Source organism: Microbacterium sp. OR21, from assembly GCF_047306785.1.
GTDB lineage: Bacteria > Actinomycetota > Actinomycetes > Actinomycetales > Microbacteriaceae > Microbacterium > Microbacterium esteraromaticum_E.
The window spans coordinates 773,927-794,391 of record NZ_JAZEXJ010000003.1; the positions used below are offsets into that span (position 1 = coordinate 773,927).

Consider the following 20,465-nt stretch of genomic DNA (forward strand, 5'->3'; position numbering starts at 1 on the left):
GTGCTGCTATCGGGTGGTGGGGGTCGGGAGGCCGTCGCCGGCGATGACCGGCGGTCCGGCAGGCTCGGCGGGCGCCGCCGCCGCGGTGGCGCGCTCGGCCGCGGCATCCTCCTCGGCCTTCTTCTCCGCCGCGGTGGGGGCGGGCGGCGCGAGCAGCGCGTTTCCGACCTTCGTCGCGCCGTTCGGGTCGACGGTGGATGCCCAGCTGGCGCCGTCGCCGGCACCGAGCACCTTCCCGTCGCTGAGGCGGAGGTACGAGGCGGATCCGGCGACGACGAGCCCCATCGCGTCGGCCTTGACCGCGAGCGACTGCGGCGAGCTGATGCCGACGAGGTTCTCGTGCAGAGCCTGCTTCTGCAGGCCGAGCTCGTGCTGCCGGATGTTCAGGTCGGCGAGCACGAAGGCGTCCTGCGTGGTGGCGAGCGAGATGCCCATCTGCGCCGCGCCGATCGCCAGCGCGCCGCCGACGGCCAGGGCCGCGTAGGCGAGCCGCGGGCGGCGTCGGGTGGCGGGAGCGGCGACGGGTGTCAGCCGGCGCGGCGGCTCGACGTGAGGCGCGGGCCGCGGGTCGACGCGGGCGGTCTGGAGGCTCATGCCGACTCCCTCAGCTTCTCGGCTGCGCGCAGCCGCACCGGTATGGCCCGCGGATTGCGCGCCTTCTCCTCATCGCCGGCCATCTCGGCGCCCTTGGTGAGCACGCGGAACCGGGGCGCGTGTTCGGGCAGCTCAACCGGGAGTCCGGCGGGCGCGGTCGAGGATGATGCCGCGGTGAACGCCTGCTTGACCAGGCGGTCCTCCAGCGACTGGTACGACATGACGGCGATCCGGCCGCCGACGCTGAGCGCGTCCATCGCGGCGGGGATCGCATCGGCCAGCACGCTGAGCTCGGAGTTGACCTCGATGCGCAGCGCCTGGAAGACGCGCTTGGCGGGATGGCCCGCGCGCTGCGCCGCGGCGGGGGTGGCCGCGGCGAGCAGGTCGACGAGCTCGCCGGAGCGGGTGAGGGGATGCTCGGCGCGGGCCTCGACGATGAACCGGGCGTAGCGACCGGCGAGCTTCTCCTCGCCGAAGCGCTCGAAGATGCGCCGCAGCTGGCCTTCGCTGTACTCGGCCAGGATGGTCGCGGCCGTGCGCCCCTTGGTCTGGTCCATGCGCATGTCGAGCGGTGCGTCCTTCGAGTACGCGAAGCCGCGCTCGGCCTCATCGAGCTGCAGCGACGAGACGCCCAGGTCGAAGAGGATCGCCGACGCGCCCTGCGCGTGCAGGCCGATCTCGTCGTACACGGTGTGCACCAGCGTGACGCGGTCGCCGAACGGCGCCAGCCGCTCCCCCGCGATGCGAAGGGCGTCGGTGTCGCGGTCCAGGCCCACCAGACGGATGCCGGGGAAGCGCTCGAGGAACGCCTCGGAGTGCCCTCCCATGCCGAGGGTGGCGTCGACGAGCACCGCGCCGTCCTGCTGCAGTGCAGGCGCGAGCAGTTCGATGCAGCGTTCCAGCAGCACCGGGGTGTGGATGTCGCGGATGCTCATGATCTTCTCCCGTGACCTCCGGCTCTGATTCCTCTCCGCTCGACCCGGCACCGGGGAAGTGTGTCGGGGCGGAGCGGCGAGGCATCACAGCCGTGGTCAGAACAAGCCGGGAATCACCTCCTGTTCCAGATCGGCGTAGGACTCTTCATTGCTCTCGAGGTACTCGTTCCAGGCGGTCGCATCCCAGATCTCGGCATGGGCGCCGACACCGGTGACGACCAGCTCCTTCTGCAGGCCTGCGTACTGCCGCAGATGAGCGGGGATGGTGATGCGGTTCTGGCTGTCGGGCATCTCGGCGCTGGCGCCGGAGAGGAACATGCGCAGAAAGCTCCGCGCCTGCTTGTCGGTGAGCGGAGCCTGTCGGATCCGCTCGTGCTTGGCCTCGAACTCCGCGGTGCTGAACACGTACAGGCATCGCTCCTGGCCGCGGGTGACCACGATGCCGCCGGCGAGATCCTCACGGAACTTCGCAGGAAGGATCACGCGCCCCTTGTCGTCGAGCTTCGGCGTGTGGGTACCCAGCAGCACTGGCCATCACCCCCTCTGCGTCCGGCCAACTCGAGGTGCGCACCACTTTACTCCACAACGCTCCACTTTCCTACAGAGATTCACCTCGAACTCGCGCGATGCGCGGACCGCGCGACGCACGACGCCCGCCGTTCCGCGGAACGGCGGGCGTGGAGCGTGGTGGAGGGCGGGTGGAGGGAAAGTGGAGGAGGGGGGGCGCCGCGGGCATGAAAAAACCCGGATGCACGGCATCCGGGTCTCTCAGCGGGTCAGATCAGCGTTCGTCCTGTCGGCGATCCCAGCGATCGTTCATCCGATCCATGAAGGAGGAGTCCTGCGATCTCGGGGATCGCTGCTTCGCGGTCGCGGTGGGAGCCGACGTGCGTCGAACGGGCGTGAAGGCGAGGATCGCCCCGCCGAGCATGGCGAGGAAGGCGACGACGCCGAGGATGATGCTGCCGGCCACACCGACCCTGTCGCCGGCCGCCACCGCGGCGACGAGACCGCCGATGCCGGCGAGCAGAAGCAGTGCCCCGTAGACGAGGTTGCGGTAGCTCAGCGCACGATCACCCGACGGCGCCGTGACGACGTCTGCGTCGTGCTGGAGAAGATGGCGTTCCATCTCGTCGAGCATGCGCTGCTCTTGTTCGGAAAGAGGCATGTCCCACCCCCTGGTTCGGTCCGTCAAGTCTACCCTCGTACGGGGCCGCGGGGCTAGCCGAGCGAGGCGCATTGCCTGCATCTAGGCTGGGAATCGTGCCGCCCTCCCCCGTCTCCGATGCCGTAGCCGAACAGCTCGACCTCTTCCTGCAGAGCATCCGCTCGCGCAGCGCCGAGTACGGGCCCGATGCCGAGGTGTTCATCGGCGCCGCCGCGGCGACGCTGCAGGGCGGCAAGCGCCTTCGGGCGCGCTTCGCACACGCGGGCTGGCTGGCCGCGAGCGACGGCGTCGAGGCTCCGGATGCCGCACTGTGGCGCCTGGGCGCGGCACTGGAGATCTTCCAGTCGGCCGCTCTCGTGCACGACGACCTGATCGACAACTCCGACACGCGCCGCGGCCGCCCTGCCTCTCATCGCGCTCTGGAGGCGGCCCACCGCCGGGCCGGCTGGCACGGCGACGCCGAGGCCTTCGGACGCTCCGCCGCGATCCTCCTCGGCGACCTTCTCGTCGCGTGGAGCGACGACCTGCTCGAGGAGTCGCTCGCCGGGCATCGGCACGCCGCCGCGACGCGCGCGGAGTACGCGCGCATGCGGCGGGACGTGACGGTCGGGCAGATGCTCGACATCACCGAGGAGTGCGCCTGGAGCGTGAACCCGCCGCAGTCGCTTCTGGAGCGGGCGCTCCGCGTCGCCGCCCTCAAGTCGGCGCGCTACAGCGTCGAGCAGCCGATCCTGCTCGGGGCGACGCTCGGCGGCGCCGACGACGGACTGCTCGCGAGGCTGCGTGCGTTCGGGCATCCGGTCGGCATGGCCTTCCAGCTGCGCGACGATCTGCTCGGGGTGTTCGGCGACCCCGCTCTCACCGGCAAGCCGGCCGGCGACGACCTGCGCGAGGGCAAGCGCACCGCGCTCATCGCCATCGCCCGAGAGGCGCTGCCGGTCTCGGAGCGCGCGCTCGTGGACGCGCGCATCGGGGACCCGCACCTCAGCGCGAGCGACGTCGCCGAGCTGCAGGAGATGATCCGAGAGACGGGCGCCGCCGCGCAGGTCGAGCGGATGATCGCCGACTACACCGCCGCCGCAGAGCGCGCCCTCGACGACGCGGCACTGGAGGAGACCGCCGAACACGCGCTGCGCGCGCTCGCTGAGGCCGCGATCGCCCGATCCGCGTGACCTGCGCCCCTCGTCTCAGGCGAGGGTGCGCGCGACCCGACGGACCTCGCTCTTGTGGCCGGCGAGCAGCGCCGCGATCGGTGTGCGCCCCAGCGACTCCTCCTCGGCCAGCAGCCAGTCGATGATCTCGTCGTCCGAGAACGACGCGTCCTGCAGCGCCATGATCGTCCCGCGCAGGGACGGCAGCGGCCGCTCGTCGACGATGAACACGGCGGGCACGGCGAACGCGCCGTGCCGACGGGAGCCGACCAGGTAGTGCTCGTCGAGCAGTCGACGAACGCGCCCGGGCGTCTCGCCGAGAGCCTCGGCGAGCTCGGGGATCGTCAGCCAGGCGGAGGGATCAGGAGCGTTCTCAGACACCCCTCCACTATCTCATCCACACGGCGCAGCACCGGCGTGGCGGCTGACGTTCACTCCATTCACATCCGTCACATCAGTTGACAACGGTTTACATGCGTGTCAGCGTTTCTTCTGGATTCACGGGGAGAGAGACGATATGAGCATCACCACACAGCGCGCCCTGCCGGTGCGGTTCACCGCTCCTGCGGCGGTGGTCGGAACCCTGGCGGCCACCCTCTCCGTCGCACCCGCGGAGGCCGCCGACGTCGGCTCGCGAGCCGCCTCGGTGCAGACTCCGCACGTGCGCGCGCTCCCGGTTGCGAGAAGCGTCGCGAGCGCGCCGGTCCGCCCGGCCGCAGCACGCCCGAGCAGCTACACGATCAGACCGGGCGACACCGTGTCGTCCATCGCCGCCGCGCACGGGATCGCCACGGCCGATGTCCTCGCCTGGAACGGACTCGGCTGGCGATCCGTCATCTATCCCGGTCGCACGCTTCGCCTCTCCCCCGCCGCCCCCGCGGCGGCTCCTGCGAAGCCGGCCGCGGCGAAGCCGTCTTCGCCGAAAGCCCAGACGCACACCGTCGTCCGCGGAGACACCGTCTACGCGATCGCGAAGAAGTACCGCACGACGGTGTCTGCGATCATGTCGCACAACCGCCTGAGCGGCTCCGCGATCATCCGGCCGGGGCAGGTCCTGCGAGTGGGCGCGGCGCCGGCATCCGCCGCTGCCGCCCAGCTCGTCGCAGCGAAGACCCCGGCTGCCGAACCGGCCGCCAAGCCGACCTCGCACACGGTCGCCGCGGGTGACACGCTGTTCGGCATCGCCCGCAAGCACGGCGTCACCGTCGCGGTGCTGCTGGAGGCGAACGACCTCGGCCAGGGCAGCATCATCTATCCCGGTCAGAAGCTGCGCCTCTCCGTCCCGGCGTCCACGCAGCGCTCGGCAACGCTGAACGCCACGCAGAAGGCGCACGCGGTGCGCATCATCCGCATCGGGCGCGAGCTCGGGGTGCCCGACCGGGGCATCGCGATCGCCCTCGCCACCGCGATGGTCGAGTCCTCGATGCGCAACCTCGATCACGGCGACCGCGACTCGCTCGGCCTGTTCCAGCAGCGACCGAGTCAGGGCTGGGGCACCGCCGCGCAGATCACGGACGCCGATCGCAGCATCCGGGTCTTCTACGGCGGCAGGCACGACCCCAACGGCGGCACGACGCGCGGCCTTCTCGACATCCCGGGCTGGCAGCGCATGTCGTTCACGGGCGCGGCCCAGGCCGTTCAGGTCTCGGCCTTCCCGCATCGCTACGGTCAGTGGGAGCGTCAGGCGAACCGCTGGCTCGACACGCTGCGATGACACGCCCATCGTCACCGGATCGAAACCCGGCCGCGGTGCGCCGTTGCCGTTTCATCCAGGGTGTTCTTCATAGACTCGACCTGTGAACACTCCGCAGGCCGACCCCCTCATCGGGCGGCTTGTCGACGGCCGGTATCGCGTGCGCGCACGCATCGCGCGCGGCGGCATGGCGACCGTCTACGTGGCGACCGACATGCGCCTCGAGCGGCGCATCGCGCTGAAGGTGATGCACGCGCACCTCAGCGACGACTCGGCGTTCCAGAGCCGGTTCATCCAGGAGGCGAGGGCGGCCGCACGCCTCGCCGACCCCCACGTCGTGAACGTCTTCGACCAGGGTCAGGACGGCGAGCTCGCCTACCTGGTGATGGAGTACCTTCCCGGCATCACACTGCGCGAGCTCATGCGCGAGCAGAAGCGCCTGACCGTCGCACAGACGATCACGATCATGGACGCGATCCTCTCGGGCCTGGCCGCCGCGCACGCCGCGGGTATCGTGCACCGTGACGTCAAGCCCGAAAACGTGCTGCTGGCCGAGGACGGCCGGATCAAGATCGGCGACTTCGGACTCGCCCGCGCCACCACGGCGAACACCGCCACCGGCGCGCAGCTGCTCGGCACCATCGCCTACCTCGCGCCGGAGCTGGTCACCCGGGGCACGGCCGATGCGCGCAGCGACATCTATGCGCTGGGCATCATGCTCTACGAGATGCTCGTCGGCGAGCAGCCCTACCAGGGTGAGCAGCCCATGCAGATCGCCTTCCAGCACGCCACCGAGCAGGTACCGCGTCCGAGCGCGCGCAATGCGGGCGTGCCCGATCAGCTCGATGAGCTCGTGCTCTGGGCCACGGCGAAGTCGCCCGACGACCGGCCGATGGACGCGAAGGAGATGCTCACGCGCCTGCGCGAGATCGAGCGCGAGATCGGGGTCGCTCCGGTGCCCACGGCGACCGAGGCATCGTCGCGCGCGTACGACTCGGGCTCGGTGACGAAGATCCTTCCCGGCACGGCCGTGCTGCCCGCCGCCGACGACGACGCCGAGGAGGGCGCCGACAACGCGACGCGCTTGCGCCGGCGCACCGCGCGACGGCGCTCCACCGGCGCCGCGCTGCTCACCCTCGTGCTGCTGCTGGCGGTGCTCGCCGGTGCCGCAGGCTGGTGGTTCGGATCCGGCCCAGGCTCGCTGATCGCCGTTCCGTCGGTGGCCGGGATGAGCTACGAGGACGCTGCCGCCGCCGTCGAGGCCGAAGGGCTGGTGCCCGAGCGCGCGGAGCGCTCGTCGATCGACGTCGACCAGGGTCTCGTGATCGAATCGGCGCCCGGCGAGGCCGAGCGCGTCGAGAAGGACAGCACGGTCTCCCTCGTCGTCTCCACCGGCCCCGCCCGGCACGATCTCCCCGCCCTGCGCGGCAAGAGCGCCGACGAGGTGCGCAGCATCCTCGCCGCGAACCGCGTGAACGTCTCCGACGACGTGGAGGAGTACTTCGACGACCTCGAGAAGGGGCTCGTGCTCAACGTGCGCGTCACCCCGCGTGATCAGGGCGAGCCGCACGGGTGCGCGGACGGATGCCAGGTGTTCGAGGACGACACCGCCCTCATCCAGCTCTCCCTCGGTGCGGTGCCGGACGTCACGGGCAAGCCGCTCGACGAGGCGGTGCGCACGCTCGAGGACGTGAAGCTCGAGGTCGCCGACGAGCGTCCGAGCGACTGGAGCGAGTCGGTCGCCAAGGGATCCGTCATCGCCCAGAGCAGCGAGCGCCCGGGTGGCGGTGCGTGGCGCCCCGGAGACACGGTCACGCTGACGGTGTCGAGGGGCCCGCAGCCCCTCCCCATCCCGGACGTCAAGGGAAAGAGCGTGCGCGATGCGGTCTCGACTCTGAAGGACGCGGGCTTCGAGGTGCAGCCGACGATCGAGGATGTGGAGATCCCCCTCGGCGGCAAGTACTGGGACATCTACAAGGTGTGCAGCTACGCCCCGACCGACACCGCCCCTCGGGGCACGACCATCACCCTCACCCCCGGCATCTTCTGCTGACGCCCACCTCGGCCGCGCATTCCGGCGGGCCCTGACGCGACGAGGGCGGCCGCCCGATCCCTCGGACGCCCGCCCTCGTGAGGGATGCGACTCAGCGCTTCTCGAGCTCCTCCGCGACGAGGAAGGCCAGCTCGAGGCTCTGCATGTGGTTCAGACGGGGGTCGCACAGGCTCTCGTACCGGGTCGCGAGGCCGGCCTCGTCGATCTGCTCGGAGCCGCCGAGGCATTCGGTGACGTCGTCGCCGGTGAGCTCGACGTGGATGCCGCCGGGGAACGTCCCGACCGCACGGTGCGCCTCGAAGAATCCGCGCACCTCGTCGACGACGTCGTCGAAGCGACGGGTCTTGTAGCCGCTGGGCGTGGTGATGCCGTTGCCGTGCATCGGGTCGGTCACCCACAGCGGCACCGCGCCGGAGTCCTTCACGGCTTCGAGCAGCGGCGGGAGAGCATCCCGGATCTTCCCCGCTCCCATCCGCGTGATGAAGGTGAGGCGCCCCGGCTCGCGGTTCGGGTCCAGCTTGTCGATCAGCGCGAGCGCGGTCTCCGGCGTCGTGGTCGGCCCGAGCTTGACGCCGATGGGATTGCGGATGCGCGAGAAGTAGTCGACGTGCGCGCCGTCCAGATCACGGGTGCGCTCCCCGATCCAGACGAAGTGCGCCGAGGTGTTGTAGGGCGTGCCGGTGCGCGAGTCGATGCGGGTCATCGGGCTCTCGTAGTCCATCAGCAGGCCCTCGTGACCGGTGAAGAACTCGACGCGCTTGAGCTCTTCGAAGTCGGCTCCCGCGGCCTCCATGAACTTGATGGCCCGATCGATCTCGGCCGCCATGCGCTCGTAGCGCTGGTTGGCCGGGTTCTGTGCGAAGCCCTTGTTCCAGGAGTGCACCTCGCGCAGATCGGCGAAGCCACCCTGCGTGAACGCACGGATGAGGTTCAGGGTCGATGCGGCCATGTGGTAGCCCTGCAGCAGTCGACCGGGATCGGCCTGACGCGACTTCTCGGTGAAGTCGTATCCGTTGACGATGTCGCCGCGGTATGCGGGCAGCGTGACGTCGCCGCGGGTCTCGGTGTCGCTCGAGCGGGGCTTGGCGAACTGGCCCGCCATGCGGCCCATCTTCACCACCGGCATCGAGGCCCCGTACGTGAGCACCACGGCCATCTGCAGCACGGTCTTGATCCGGTTGCGGATCTGGTCGGCGGTGGCGCCGGCGAAGGTCTCGGCGCAGTCCCCGCCCTGCAGCAGGAAGGCGTTGCCGGACGCCGCGCGTGCGAGTCGCGCGCGGAGGTTGTCGACCTCACCCGCGAAGACCAGCGGCGGCAGAGCCGCCAGCTGCCTCGACACCTCGTCGGTGCGCTCGGCATCGGGCCACTGCGGCTGCTGCTTGATGGGAAGGGATCGCCACGCGTCGAGTTCGGGGTGCGAGGGAAGCATGTGCTCCAGCTTAGTGTTCGCCGAGCGCCGGGATATCCCTGTGACGACCGGCCGACGACCCACCGCGACGCGGAGCGCGCGCTGTCAGGGACGGCCCGGAGCGCCCGGGGGCAGGCGGTCCTTCACGGTCGACGCGTACACGTCGTCGTACCGCTGCGCCCCCAGTCGCTGCAGCGCGATCATGATCTCGTCCGTCACCGAGCGCAGGATGTACCGATCGTTCTCCATGCCCTCGTATCGGGAGAAGTCGAGCGGCTCGCCGATCACGATCCCGACCCGCATGACACGGGGGATCCGCTGCCCGATCGGCATCGCTGTGTCGGTGTCGACCATGATCACGGGGATCACCGGCACCTTGGCCTCGAGTGCCATCCGCGCGATGCCGGTGCGTCCGCGGTAGAGCCGCCCGTCGGGGCTGCGGGTGCCCTCGGGGTAGATGCCGAGCAGGTCGCCACGACCGAGGATCTGCAACCCGGTGTTGAGCGACGCCTCCGACGCCTTCCCACCCGACCGATCGATCGGGATCTGACCGGTGCCCTTCATGAATACCCGCGTCGCCCACCCCTTGAGGCCGCGGCCGGTGAAGTAGTCGCTCTTGGCGAGGAACGACATGGGCCGATCGATCAGCAGAGGCAGGAAGATGGAATCGGCGAAGGAGAGATGATTGCTCGCCAGAATGGCCGCACCGCTGGTCGGGACGTTGTCGCGCCCCACGATCCAGGGTCGGAAGATCGCCTTGACCAGCGGACCGATCGCGACGTACTTCATCAGCCAGTAGAACATCGAATGCAGTCTAGCGCCGCACCTCGCTCGGCGACCCAGTTTCACTTACCGTGCGACTGGGTGTCATGCCCTAGACTTTGAGGACTCATATCCGACCGGTGCCGAAGGAGCTGCCGTGGCCCAGTTCGAAGTCCCCGCAATCGTCCCTGCCGACCCGGAGGGCAACGTCAGCGATCTGCTGGCCCAGCGCGTGCAGAAGACGCCAGATCTCGCGCTGTTCAGCGTGCCGGAGGGCAGCGGATGGCGCGACATCTCGGCGAAGGACTTCGAGACCGCCGTCATCGCGCTCGCGAAGGGATTCGTCGCCGCCGGCATCCAGCCGGGCGAGAAGGTCGGCTTCATCGCCAAGACCACCTACGAGTGGACGCTCATCGACTTCGCCCTGTTCTACGCGGGCGCCGTGATGGTGCCCATCTACGAGACCAGCTCGCCCGCGCAGATCCAGTGGATCATGGAGGACTCCGGCGCCACCGCGCTGATCGTGGAGTCGGCAGAGCACTTCACCCGCGCCGACGAGGTGCGCGGCGACCTGCCCCTGGTGCGCGAGATCTGGCAGCTGCACCTGGGCGCGATCGACGCCCTCACCGCCCGCGGTGCAGAGGTCGACGACGCCGAGATCGAGCGCCGTCGTGGCATCGCCGTCGGCTCCGACATCGCGACGCTGATCTACACCTCGGGATCCACCGGGCGCCCGAAGGGCTGCGTTCTCACGCACAGCAACTTCGTCGAGCTGTCGCGCAACTCGGCGAAGGCCCTCGACGCCGTGGTCTCCGCCCCCGGAGCCTCGACGCTGCTGTTCATCACGACCGCCCACGTGTTCGCGCGCTTCATCTCGATCCTCGCCGTGCACTCGGGCGTGCGCACCGGCCACCAGCCGGACACGAAGCAGCTGCTCCCGGCACTCGGCTCGTTCAAGCCGACCTTCCTGCTCGCGGTCCCCCGCGTGTTCGAGAAGGTGTACAACTCCGCGGAGCAGAAGGCCGAGGCCGGCGGCAAGGGCAAGATCTTCCGCGCCGCTGCCGCCGCCGCCGTCGAGCACTCCACCCTGCGCGAAGAGGGCAAGCCGATCCCGTTCGGCCTGCGGATGAAGTTCGCACTGTTCAACAAGCTGGTCTACAGCAAGCTGCGCGAGGCGATGGGCGGCAACGTGTCGTACGCCGTCTCGGGATCCGCGCCACTCGGCGCTCGACTGGGGCACTTCTTCCACAGTCTCGGCGTGGTGATCCTCGAGGGCTACGGCCTCACCGAGACCACGGCGCCGGCGACGGTGAACCTGGCCGACAAGTCCAAGATCGGCACGGTCGGCCCCGCGCTCCCCGGCGTCGGCGTGCGCCTCGCCGAGGACGGTGAGATCGAGGTCAAGGGCATCAACGTCTTCAAGGAGTACTGGAACAACCCCGAGGCCACCGAGGCGGCGTTCCACGACGGCTGGTTCCGCACCGGCGACCTGGGCAGCTTCGACTCCGAGGGCTTCCTGACGATCACCGGTCGCAAAAAGGAGATCATCGTCACCGCGGGCGGCAAGAACGTCGCGCCGGCCATGCTCGAGGATCCGATCCGCTCGAACCCGATCGTCGGTCAGGTCGTCGTGCTCGGCGACCAGAAGCCGTTCATCTCCGCCCTGGTCACGCTCGACAGCGAGATGCTTCCGACCTGGCTGGCCAACAACGGGCTGCCGGCCGACATGTCGCTGAGCGAGGCGAGCCGCAACCAGGCCGTCCGCGACGAGGTGCAGCGGGCGATCGACCGCGCGAACAAGACGGTCTCGCGAGCCGAGTCGATCCGCAAGTTCACGATCCTCCCGGTCGAGTGGACCGAGGCTAGCGGACACCTCACGCCGAAGATGTCGATCAAGCGCAACGTGATCCTCGAGGACTTCGCCGACGCGGTGGCCGAGATCTACGACGCTCCCGTCCAGACGACGACCACGCCCCTGGGCTGACACGTCGAGGCCGGGTCAACGCTGCCAGGCAGCGTTGCCCCGGCGCGTGTCAGAACCAGTCGCTCTCGCGCACCTGGCGCATCGCCGTCCTGCGGGTCTCGCCTTCGAGGCGGTTCAGGTAGACCCGGCCGTCGAGGTGGTCGGTCTCGTGCTGCAGGGCCTGGGCGAGCAGCCCCTCCCCCTCGAGCACGACGGGTGCGCCGTCGAGATCGATCCCCTCCACCCGCGCCCATGGATGCCGCGGGGTGTCGTGCCACAGACCGGGCACCGACAGGCATCCCTCGCCGGTCGGCACGGCATCGCCGCGCACCTCGGTGAGGACGGGGTTGATGATGTAGCCGATCTCGCCGTCGATGTTGTAGCTGAACGCGCGCAGCGCGACGCCGATCTGGTTCGCGGCGACCCCGGCGCGGCCGGGCAGCTCGACGGTGTCGATCAGGTCTGCGATGAGGGCGCGCACGCCGTCGTCGATCTCGTCGACGGGCGCGCAGACGGTGCGCAGCACCGGGTCGGGGTACAGGCGGATCTCGCGGACGGTCATCAGGCGGCCTTCGCCCGCAGGCCCTCGATGAGGGTCGCTGCGATCTCGCGGGCGGCCTGACGTGTAGCCGGCTGCAGGCTGGCGAAGTCGATCGCGCCGCCACCGGCGATCTGCGGGTCGTACGGGATGCGCAGCACGTGCTCGGCACGGGTCGAGAAGTGCGCCTCGAGCTCGTCCAGGCGCACCAGCGGGGCGCCCGGCGTGGACTGGTTCAGCACGACGATCGCGTTTCGCGCGAGCGCGGCGTGCCCGTTCGTCTCGAGCCAGGTGAGCGTCTCGGATGCCAGTCGCGCCTCGTCGACGCTCAGGCCCGAGACGATGACGAGCTGATCGGCCAGATCGAGGGTGGCGCCCATCACCGAGTGCACGATGCCCGTGCCCGAATCGGTGAGCACCAGCGAGTAGTACTGCGCGGCGACGGTGGCGACGTCGCGGTAGTCGGAGTCGCCGAACGCCTCGGAGACCCTCGGGTCGGCGTCGGAGGCGAGCACGTCGAGGCGGGTCTCGTCGCGGGCGACGAGCGCGGAGACGTCGTGGAAGCCGCGGATGTCGTGCTGGGCGCGCACCAGGTCCCGCACCGACTTCGCGTGCGAGCCGACCACGCGCTCGGCGAGAGTACCGCGGTCGGGGTTCGCGTCGACGGCGATCACCCGGTCGTCGCGCGCGTCTGCCAGTGCCATGCCGAGCAGCGCCGTGACCGTCGTCTTGCCGACACCGCCCTTGCGCGAGAGCACCGGCACGAAGCGGGCGCTGCCGGTGAGCGGAGCCGAGATGCGGGCACTGAGCTGCTTGCGCTCGCGCGCCTTGCGACTGTCGCCGACGTTGATGCGGCCGCCGGTGATCGAGTACAGAAGGTGGCTCCACGTGCCCTCGGGCTCAGGTCTGGCCACGCGCGAAGGGTCGAGCAGGCGGTCGGCGGTGAGCAGGTCCGCGGTCTCGCTCGACGACGCCGAGCCGAGGTCGTCGAGGCGCTTCGAGCTCAGCGCGATCTCGGCGGGGCGCTCGGGCGCGGGGCGTGCGGCGGGCGCGGGATCGTGGGAGGCCACGGCGGCGTTCTCCTCTGCGGGTCGGTCTGGTCGCGGTGGGTCGACGGGAGCGGATTCGAGCTCCGGGGTCAGCCCGTCGTCATCATCATCGTCGTCGTCGTGGACGTGATCCGACTCCGTCTCATCGTCGAGCACATCGTCAGCCGCATCGTCGAGCACGTCGTCAGCCGCATCGTCGAGCAGGTCGTCAGCCGCGTCCTCGACGCTGACCTCGTCGAGGGCGGGAGCGTGGGATGCGGACGCCGCTTCGGGCTCGTCGTCCGAGTCCGGGTGAACGTGTGCGAGAACCTCGACCGCAGGCGCCGGCGCCGGCTCGGGCTCCGCGTCGACGTCACGCGTCATCTCGTCGTCCTCGACGATGTCGTCGTCCTCGACGATCTCGGCGACCAGCTCGGCCCCCTCAGGCGCCTCGGCGACGTCGTCGACCTCGTCGGCGCTGTCTGCCGTGGGGGCCGGGAGGTCTGCGGCGGGCAGCTCGATGATGACGTCCGGGGCCTCCTGCTGGATTCGGGCGAGCGTCTCGGCATCAGCCACAGCAGACGTGTCGATGACGAGATCCGTGACCACGGGCGCCGAGACGACCTCGTCGTCGACGACCTCATCGTCCAGGTCGTCCTCACCGCTCGGCAGCACGACCTCGACGTGCGCGGTGCCGCCGACCAGTCCGATCCCGGTCGTGTCCGACGACGGTGTGTCGTCGAGCACACCCAGCGAATCGTCGTCGTCGGGATCGACGTTTTTCTTCGGGTTCACGGTTCAACTCCCAGCTCGGGCGCTCGGGCGCGCCCGGTCAAGATTAGTGGTCTCGGCTGATCACGAGCAAAAGACCGGGCTTCCCGTCGAACGCACCGCCCGGGCCTGAGTGCCCGTCCAAGATGCGCACGGTAACGTGTAGGACGTGCACGTACTCAGCGTCAGCTCCCTCAAGGGAGGCGTCGGAAAGACGACCGTGACCCTCGGTCTCGCATCCGCCGCCTTCGCCCGTGGCATCCGCACTCTCGTGGTCGACCTCGACCCGCAGTCCGATGTGTCCACCGGCATGGACCTCCAGATCGCCGGACGGCTGAACATCGCCGACGTCCTGGGCAACCCCAAGGAGAAGGTGGTGCGCCAGGCGATCACCACCAGCGGCTGGGCGAAGGTGCACCCGGGCACGATCGACGTGCTCATCGGCAGCCCCTCCGCGATCAACTTCGACGGCCCGCACCCCAGCGTGCGCGACGTCTGGAAGCTCGAGGAGGCCCTGGCCACCGTCGAGAGCGAATACGACCTCGTGCTCATCGACTGCGCTCCCTCGCTGAACGCGCTCACCCGCACCGCGTGGGCGGCCAGCGACCGTGTCATGGTCGTCACCGAGCCCGGCCTCTTCTCGGTCGCGGCGGCCGATCGTGCGCTGCGCGCCATCGAGGAGATCCGGCGCGGGCTCTCCCCTCGCCTTCAGCCGCTGGGCATCGTGGTCAACCGCGTGCGTCCGCAGTCGATCGAGCACCAGTTCCGCATCAAGGAGCTGCGCGATATGTTCGGACCGCTCGTGCTCTCGCCGCAGCTGCCCGAGCGCACGTCTCTGCAGCAGGCCCAGGGCGCCGCGAAGCCCCTGCACATCTGGCCGGGCGACTCGGCGCAGGAGCTGGCCGCCGACTTCGACCTGCTGCTCGATCGCATCATCCGCACCGGCCGGGTGCCGGTGCCGGAGACCGGCGCGACGGCCTGATCCTCGCAGCCCGCATATGACGGAAGCCGCCCCTCGGGGCGGCTTCTTTCATGAGACGCGGGTCAGGCGGTGCGCTTGGAACGGCGCGCGGCGAGCTCGTCGACGGGGTCGGGTGCGGTGGGGTCGAACTCGACGAGCGTGGACTCCACCTCGCGCAGCACCTTGCCCACCGCGATGCCGAAGACGCCCTGTCCGCGGCTGACGAGGTCGATGACCTCGTCGTTCGACGTACAGAGGTAGACGGAGGCCCCATCGCTCATCAGCGTCGTCCCTGCGAGATCACGGATGCCCGCTGCGCGCAGCTGCTCGACAGCGGTGCGGATCTGCTGCAGCGAGATGCCGGTGTCGAGCAGTCGTTTCACGAGCTTGAGGACGAGGATGTCACGGAAGCCGTACAGCCGCTGCGAGCCGGAGCCCGAGGCGCCGCGCACCGTGGGCACGACGAGCTCGGTGCGAGCCCAGTAGTCGAGCTGGCGGTAGGTGATCCCGGCTGCCCGCGCGGCGACCGCGCCGCGGTAGCCGACCTCGTCATCCATCGCCGGAAGACCGTCGGTGAACAGGAGTTCGGTCACGAACCGCGGGTCGCCTGCAAGCCCATCCGCACTCATACTCTGTCCCTCCTGAACGGCTTGATCCCACGGTAGAGCAGGACCCCTGCCCCGGCAACGACATCCGCCCCGCGTGCAGGGTGTGTCGCAATCCGTTCGTTACGAAAGCACACGCTCGAGCGACTGGCTGACCAGCTGGCGTCGCACCTCGTCGATGTGCGAGGCCAGTTCGGGCGCCAGCTCTGCTGCCCGGCCGCGCGACGCCGAGTCGGTGCGGCGCAGCAGCGTGGAGAGGGCGGATTCGATGAGAGCGGCTTCGCGTTCGGCGTTCTGGCGCATGCTGCGCAGGTGCCGCGGCTCGATGCCGTGCCGTGCCAGCCTGACGAGCCCGGAGAGCATCGTCGCGGCCTGATCGCTGTAGTGCTCGGCTGCCACGATCAGCCCGGCGCTGATGGCGTCGTTGAGCAGCTGCGCGGTGGCGCCGGTGTGCAGCAGCAGCTCGTCGCGGCGGTGCCGACGCGCCGGGGGCGAGATCGACGGGGGTGCGATGCCTCCCCAGCCCTCCCCCTTGGCCTCGGCGTCGTCGAGCTGCTCGCGGATGACGCTGAGCGGCAGGTAGTGATCGCGCTGCAGCGTCAGCGCGGCGCGCAGGCGCTCGACGTCGGAGGGCGAGAACTTGCGGTACCCGGATTCCGTGCGTGACGGGCTGACGATCCCCTGCACCTCGAGGAAGCGGAGCTTGCTCGAAGTCAGCTGCGGGAACTCGGGGGTGAGACGAGCCAGGACCTGACCGATGCTGAGAAGACCCGCGGATGCGGAGCGGTCCCGTGCGGCGCCGGCCGCCGCCATCAGCCGTTCGCCGTTGCGAGGTCGGTCGGCGAGGCGAAGAAGTTCATGCGGAACTTGCCGATGCGCAGCTCGTACCCGTTGGCCAGCTCGCTGCGGTCGACCCGCTCCCCGTTGACGTAGGTGCCGTTCAGCGACCGCTGGTCGACGATCTCGAACGCGGTGCCCGAACGGGTGATCTCGGCGTGACGGCGCGACACGGTCACATCGTCGAAGAAGATGTCCGCCTCAGGGTGACGCCCGACGGTGGTCACGTCGGCGTCGAGCAGGTAGCGCGCTCCGGCGAGGGCACCCGCGCGCACCAGCAGCAGCGCGGACCCGGAGGGCAGCGCGGAGATCGCGGCGGCCTCAGCCTCGGTGAGGTCGGCGCCGAACGGGACGAAGGAGAGATCGGAATCGTGTCCGAACGTCTGCGTCACATCGTGTCGCTGCTCGCCGCTGCGGTGGATCGCGCCTCCGGCGCCGATCGTGCTGTCGTCTGTCACGGTTCTCCCTCCTCCGGCACTCCAGACTATCTGATGCTTCCGACCACGCGGAGGCCCATACAGTCCTGCATGCCACATTCTGTCGGGTCTCGCGCCCACGCGCGCATTCGGCCAGGGATTAGGCTGTGGGCATGCCACATTACGATGTCGTCATCCTCGGCGCGGGCCCTGGCGGCTACGTCGCCGCCGTCCGCAGCGCCCAGCTCGGTCTGTCCACCGCGATCATCGAGGAGAAGTACTGGGGCGGTGTGTGTCTGAACGTCGGATGCATCCCCTCCAAGTCGCTCCTGAAGAACGCCGAGATCGCGCACACGTTCAACCACAAGGCCGAGTTCTTCGGCATCTCCGGTGACGTGAGCTTCGACTTCGGGGCCGCGTTCGATCGCAGCCGGAAGGTCGCGGACACCCACGTCAAGGGCATCCACTTCCTGATGAAGAAGAACAAGGTGACCGAGTACGAGGGGCGGGGCGCCTTCACCGGCCCGAAGGCCATCTCGGTCACGAAGAGCGACGGCTCGACCGAAGAGGTCACCTTCGACAACGCGATCATCGCGACCGGGTCGACCGTGCGCCTGCTGCCGGGTGTGCAGCTCAGCGACAACGTCGTCACCTACGAGGAGCAGATCCTCTCGCGCGAGCTGCCCGAGTCGATCGTGATCGTCGGCGCCGGCGCCATCGGCATGGAGTTCGGTTACGTCCTGTCGAACTACGGCGTGAAGGTGACGATCATCGAGTTCCTCGACCGCGCCCTCCCCAACGAGGACGCCGAGGTCTCGAAGGAGATCCAGCGCCAGTATAAGAAGCTCGGCGTCGACATCCTCACCTCCACCGCAGTCAAGACGGTCACCGACAACGGCTCGTCGGTGCACGTCACCTACGAGACGCGCGACGGCAAGCGCGGCGAGATCACCGCCGGCAAGGTGCTCATGTCGGTCGGCTTCGCACCGAACGTGGAGGGCTTCGGTCTCGACAAGGCCGGCGTGAAGCTCACCGAGCGCGGGGCGATCGACATCGACGACCACATGCGCACCAACGTCGAGGGCATCTACGCCATCGGCGACGTCACCGCCAAGCTGCAGCTCGCCCACGTGGCCGAGGCACAGGGCGTCGTCGCCGCCGAGACCATCGGCAAGGCCGAGACCCAGACGCTCGGCGACTACCGCATGATGCCGCGCGCGACGTTCTGCCAGCCGCAGGTCGCCAGCTTCGGCCTCACCGAGGAGCAGGCCAAGGCCGAGGGGCGCGAGATCAAGGTCGCCAAGTTCCCGTTCAGCGCCAACGGCAAGGCGAACGGGCTCGGCGAGCCGGTCGGCTTCGTCAAGCTGATCGCCGACGCCGAGCACCTCGAGCTCATCGGCGGCCACCTCATCGGCCCCGACGTGTCGGAGCTGCTGCCCGAGCTGACGCTCGCGCAGAAGTGGGACCTCACCGCCCTCGAGGCCGCGCGCAACGTGCACACCCACCCGACGCTGTCGGAGGCGTTGCAGGAGGCCTTCCACGGTCTCGCCGGTCACATGATCAACATGTGACATCCCGTTTCCAGAAGGAGACCCGGTCCGCTCGGACCGGGTCTCCTTCTGCGTCCGGCGCCGGCGCGATTCGGCGCCGGCGCGCAGCGGCGACGGTGCTCAGAGCAGATGACCGGCGTGAACCAAATGCAGCCGCGACGGGAAGCGCCACCGGACCCGCCACCCCGGCGGCGCGACGGCAGCGAGCTCGGCAGGGGTGTACGAGCGACGGATGCTGAGCAGCCCGTCTTCGCGGATGAACGAATCCTTCAGGAGGGTGCCGGCGATCGGCCGGGTCACCGCGTCGAAGACCGTGTAGGCGGTGCGGCTGCGAGCGAGGTCGCTGTGCACCGCGATCCCGCCGGGAGCGGTGAGGCGCGCGGAGTCGTCGAGCAGGCCCTGCAGCTGTGCGGCGGTGAGATGGTGCAGCACATGGTTCGAGATCACGACATCGAACTGCTCCCCCTCCGCGACGAGCTGGGAGCTCGACGCGCAGCGCCACCGCACGAGGTCGTCGCCGTCGGCATCCGACGCCCAGCGCACCGCCCGCGCGTCGATGTCGGCGCCGACCACCTCGGCGCGGATGCCGTCACGGCGCAGCCGACGGGCCACGTACCGGGCGATGTCTCCACCGCCGCAGCCGATGTCGAGCACCCGGATCGCGCCGTGCCGGGCCCGCGGGTCGATCTCGCGGCGGTGCAGGCCCCTGCGACCCGAGACGATCGCGTTGACGTGCTCGAAGCGCGCGTAGGTGCGAGCGAGCATCCGGGGGTCTGCGTCGTCGGCATCCATCCGCTCGACCAGCTCCACGCCGCGCCGGCGCAGATCGACTCGGGCGCGGTGTCGGTCAGCGGGCATCGGGGGTTCCGGCGACGGTGAGCAGCGCGCTCTCGGCGGTGAGACCGGGGCCGAATGCCATCGCCGCGACGCGCTCACCCGGCTGCGGGTGCTCGTGATCGAGGATGCGCTGCAGCACGAACAGCACGGTGGCGCTCGACATGTTGCCGAAGCTGCGCAGCACCTCGCGCGCGGGCGCGAGCTGCTCGTCATCCAGCCCGAGTCGCTCCTGCACGCGGTCGAGGATGCTGCGTCCGCCGGGGTGCACGGCCCAATGCTGCACGACCTCGCCGATCCGCTGCCTGCCGAGCTCTCGGGCGATGTGGTCATCACCGTGCCACAGCGGCGCCAGAGCGTCGTCGATGTTCGTGCCGATCAGCTGCGGCACGCGGGTGGACAGCACCATCTCGAAGCCGGTGTCACCCACGGTCCAGGCCATGTCCGCCTCGCCGTCCGGGATCAGGCTGGTGTGGAAGCCGTCGAGGGTGAACCCGGGCAACCGCGTCGGCAGATCCCGCGCGCTGACCAGGGCTGCAGCAGCTCCGTCGGCGAACAGCGATGACGCGATGATCGCATCGGGGTCGTTCGACGAGCGCAGGTGCAGGGTGCACAGCTCGACGCTCACCACGAGGACCACCGCCTCGGGGTCCGCACGGCAGAACTGCGCGGCGGCGCGCAGCGCCGGCAGCGCCGCGTAGCAGCCCATGAAGCCGAGGTGGTAGCGCTGCACGGCGGCCGACAGTCCCAGCGCGCGCACGATCGCGTAGTCGGGCCCCGGCGCGTGGAATCCCGTGCACGAGACGGTGACGACGTGGGTGACGTCCGACGCCGACAGGTCGGGGTCGGCGTCGAGCGAGCGCCGGGCGGCCTCGATGAACAGCCGATCCGCCTCACGCGCGTAGATGTCGTTTCGCGCCGCGGTCCCCGGCTCGAGGAGTGCGCCGGACTCGCGGTCGAGGAACTGCGCCGTCGCGACCTCGGAGCTCGGATCGAGCTCGTCGAGCACCGTGTGCCGCGTCTGCACGCCTGCGCCGTCGAACGAGGTCGCGATCAGACGCTTCGCCAGCCGTGAGACGCCGGGCTGCCGAGCGAAGATCTCACTCACCGCGTGCTGCTCGAGGGTCGCCTCGGGTACGAGCGTCTGAATGGAGCGCAGCTGCGCGGCGGTTCTCATGAGACGACTCAAGCATCACCC

20 protein-coding genes are annotated in these 20,465 nt (G+C 69.8%); 6 read left to right on the forward strand and 14 right to left on the reverse strand.

The features are described 5' to 3' along the window. Positions 1–6: 6 nt before the first annotated feature. The 4 genes from V2S04_RS12315 to V2S04_RS12330 all read right to left on the reverse strand — a co-directional run bounded on the left by V2S04_RS12315 (position 7) and on the right by V2S04_RS12330 (position 2,697). Positions 7–594: a hypothetical protein gene (locus tag V2S04_RS12315; protein ID WP_413638706.1), complete on the reverse strand. Its 588-nt coding sequence runs from the start codon at positions 592–594 to the stop codon at positions 7–9. Next, positions 591–1,529, reverse strand: coding sequence for a 16S rRNA (cytosine(1402)-N(4))-methyltransferase RsmH (gene rsmH, locus V2S04_RS12320; protein WP_413638707.1), 939 nt, complete (start codon positions 1,527–1,529; stop codon positions 591–593). The genes V2S04_RS12315 and rsmH overlap by 4 nt, the downstream gene beginning before the upstream one ends. Positions 1,530–1,625: 96 nt before the next feature. Then, positions 1,626–2,057: a division/cell wall cluster transcriptional repressor MraZ gene (gene mraZ / locus V2S04_RS12325; protein ID WP_413638708.1), complete on the reverse strand. Its 432-nt coding sequence runs from the start codon at positions 2,055–2,057 to the stop codon at positions 1,626–1,628. Between the two features lie 253 nt (positions 2,058–2,310). Then, positions 2,311–2,697, reverse strand: a complete 387-nt coding sequence (locus V2S04_RS12330; protein WP_099196305.1) for a DUF3040 domain-containing protein — start codon at positions 2,695–2,697, stop codon at positions 2,311–2,313. Between the two features lie 92 nt (positions 2,698–2,789). On the opposite strand from V2S04_RS12330, the gene V2S04_RS12335 reads away from it, so the two are divergent. Continuing rightward, positions 2,790–3,869 (forward strand): polyprenyl synthetase family protein, encoded by a 1,080-nt coding sequence (locus V2S04_RS12335; RefSeq protein WP_413638783.1) that lies wholly within the window; start codon positions 2,790–2,792, stop codon positions 3,867–3,869. Between the two features lie 15 nt (positions 3,870–3,884). On the opposite strand, the gene V2S04_RS12340 is transcribed toward V2S04_RS12335, so the two are convergent. Then, on the reverse strand, positions 3,885–4,229 hold the full coding sequence (locus V2S04_RS12340) for an Rv2175c family DNA-binding protein (protein WP_340088442.1): 345 nt from the start codon (positions 4,227–4,229) through the stop codon (positions 3,885–3,887). Positions 4,230–4,365: 136 nt separating this feature from the next. On the opposite strand from V2S04_RS12340, the gene V2S04_RS12345 reads away from it, so the two are divergent. Further along, on the forward strand, positions 4,366–5,562 hold the full coding sequence (locus V2S04_RS12345) for a LysM peptidoglycan-binding domain-containing protein (RefSeq protein ID WP_413638709.1): 1,197 nt from the start codon (positions 4,366–4,368) through the stop codon (positions 5,560–5,562). 82 nt (positions 5,563–5,644) lie between these two features. Then, positions 5,645–7,594 carry a Stk1 family PASTA domain-containing Ser/Thr kinase gene (gene pknB / locus V2S04_RS12350; RefSeq protein WP_413638710.1) on the forward strand — a complete coding sequence of 650 codons (1,950 nt, stop codon included), beginning with the start codon at positions 5,645–5,647 and terminating at the stop codon, positions 7,592–7,594. 91 nt (positions 7,595–7,685) lie between these two features. Here the strand turns inward: pknB and V2S04_RS12355 are convergent, their stop codons facing one another. Beyond that, a complete protein-coding gene (locus V2S04_RS12355) occupies positions 7,686–9,023 on the reverse strand; it encodes a class II 3-deoxy-7-phosphoheptulonate synthase (protein WP_413638711.1) in 1,338 nt (445 codons plus the stop codon). A gap of 84 nt (positions 9,024–9,107) precedes the next feature. Then, complete coding sequence (locus tag V2S04_RS12360) at positions 9,108–9,806, reverse strand: lysophospholipid acyltransferase family protein (RefSeq protein ID WP_413638712.1); 699 nt, start codon at positions 9,804–9,806, stop codon at positions 9,108–9,110. 115 nt (positions 9,807–9,921) lie between these two features. Between V2S04_RS12360 and V2S04_RS12365 the strand changes: the two genes are divergently transcribed. Next, positions 9,922–11,748, forward strand: coding sequence for an AMP-dependent synthetase/ligase (locus tag V2S04_RS12365; RefSeq protein ID WP_413638713.1), 1,827 nt, complete (start codon positions 9,922–9,924; stop codon positions 11,746–11,748). A gap of 49 nt (positions 11,749–11,797) precedes the next feature. Here V2S04_RS12365 and def read toward each other — a convergent pair whose 3' ends face one another. Both def and V2S04_RS12375 read right to left on the reverse strand, forming a co-directional pair. Further along, a complete protein-coding gene (def, locus tag V2S04_RS12370; RefSeq protein ID WP_413638714.1) occupies positions 11,798–12,289 on the reverse strand; it encodes a peptide deformylase in 492 nt (163 codons plus the stop codon). Continuing rightward, positions 12,289–14,088 carry a MinD/ParA family protein gene (locus V2S04_RS12375; protein ID WP_413638715.1) on the reverse strand — a complete coding sequence of 600 codons (1,800 nt, stop codon included), beginning with the start codon at positions 14,086–14,088 and terminating at the stop codon, positions 12,289–12,291. The genes def and V2S04_RS12375 overlap by 1 nt, the downstream gene beginning before the upstream one ends. A gap of 145 nt (positions 14,089–14,233) precedes the next feature. Between V2S04_RS12375 and V2S04_RS12380 the strand changes: the two genes are divergently transcribed. Continuing rightward, positions 14,234–15,046 (forward strand): ParA family protein, encoded by an 813-nt coding sequence (locus tag V2S04_RS12380; protein WP_340088448.1) that lies wholly within the window; start codon positions 14,234–14,236, stop codon positions 15,044–15,046. Positions 15,047–15,108: 62 nt separating this feature from the next. Here the strand turns inward: V2S04_RS12380 and V2S04_RS12385 are convergent, their stop codons facing one another. From V2S04_RS12385 to V2S04_RS12395, 3 genes are all read right to left on the reverse strand, one after another. Then, a complete protein-coding gene (locus V2S04_RS12385; RefSeq protein ID WP_413638716.1) occupies positions 15,109–15,654 on the reverse strand; it encodes a MerR family transcriptional regulator in 546 nt (181 codons plus the stop codon). Positions 15,655–15,753: 99 nt separating this feature from the next. After that, positions 15,754–16,443 (reverse strand): MerR family transcriptional regulator, encoded by a 690-nt coding sequence (locus V2S04_RS12390; protein ID WP_099195444.1) that lies wholly within the window; start codon positions 16,441–16,443, stop codon positions 15,754–15,756. Further along, the gene (locus tag V2S04_RS12395) at positions 16,443–16,907 is read right to left on the reverse strand and encodes an FHA domain-containing protein (RefSeq protein ID WP_413638784.1); all 465 of its coding nucleotides are present in this window, start codon (positions 16,905–16,907) and stop codon (positions 16,443–16,445) included. The genes V2S04_RS12390 and V2S04_RS12395 overlap by 1 nt, the downstream gene beginning before the upstream one ends. 149 nt (positions 16,908–17,056) lie before the next feature. On the opposite strand from V2S04_RS12395, the gene lpdA reads away from it, so the two are divergent. Continuing rightward, positions 17,057–18,454: a dihydrolipoyl dehydrogenase gene (gene lpdA, locus V2S04_RS12400; RefSeq protein WP_413638718.1), complete on the forward strand. Its 1,398-nt coding sequence runs from the start codon at positions 17,057–17,059 to the stop codon at positions 18,452–18,454. Positions 18,455–18,553: 99 nt separating this feature from the next. Here the strand turns inward: lpdA and V2S04_RS12405 are convergent, their stop codons facing one another. Together V2S04_RS12405 and V2S04_RS12410 are read right to left on the reverse strand one after the other, a co-directional pair. Continuing rightward, a complete protein-coding gene (locus tag V2S04_RS12405; RefSeq protein WP_413638720.1) occupies positions 18,554–19,291 on the reverse strand; it encodes a methyltransferase domain-containing protein in 738 nt (245 codons plus the stop codon). Continuing rightward, positions 19,281–20,444, reverse strand: coding sequence for a type III polyketide synthase (locus V2S04_RS12410; protein WP_413638721.1), 1,164 nt, complete (start codon positions 20,442–20,444; stop codon positions 19,281–19,283). The genes V2S04_RS12405 and V2S04_RS12410 overlap by 11 nt, the downstream gene beginning before the upstream one ends. Positions 20,445–20,465 lie beyond the last annotated feature (21 nt).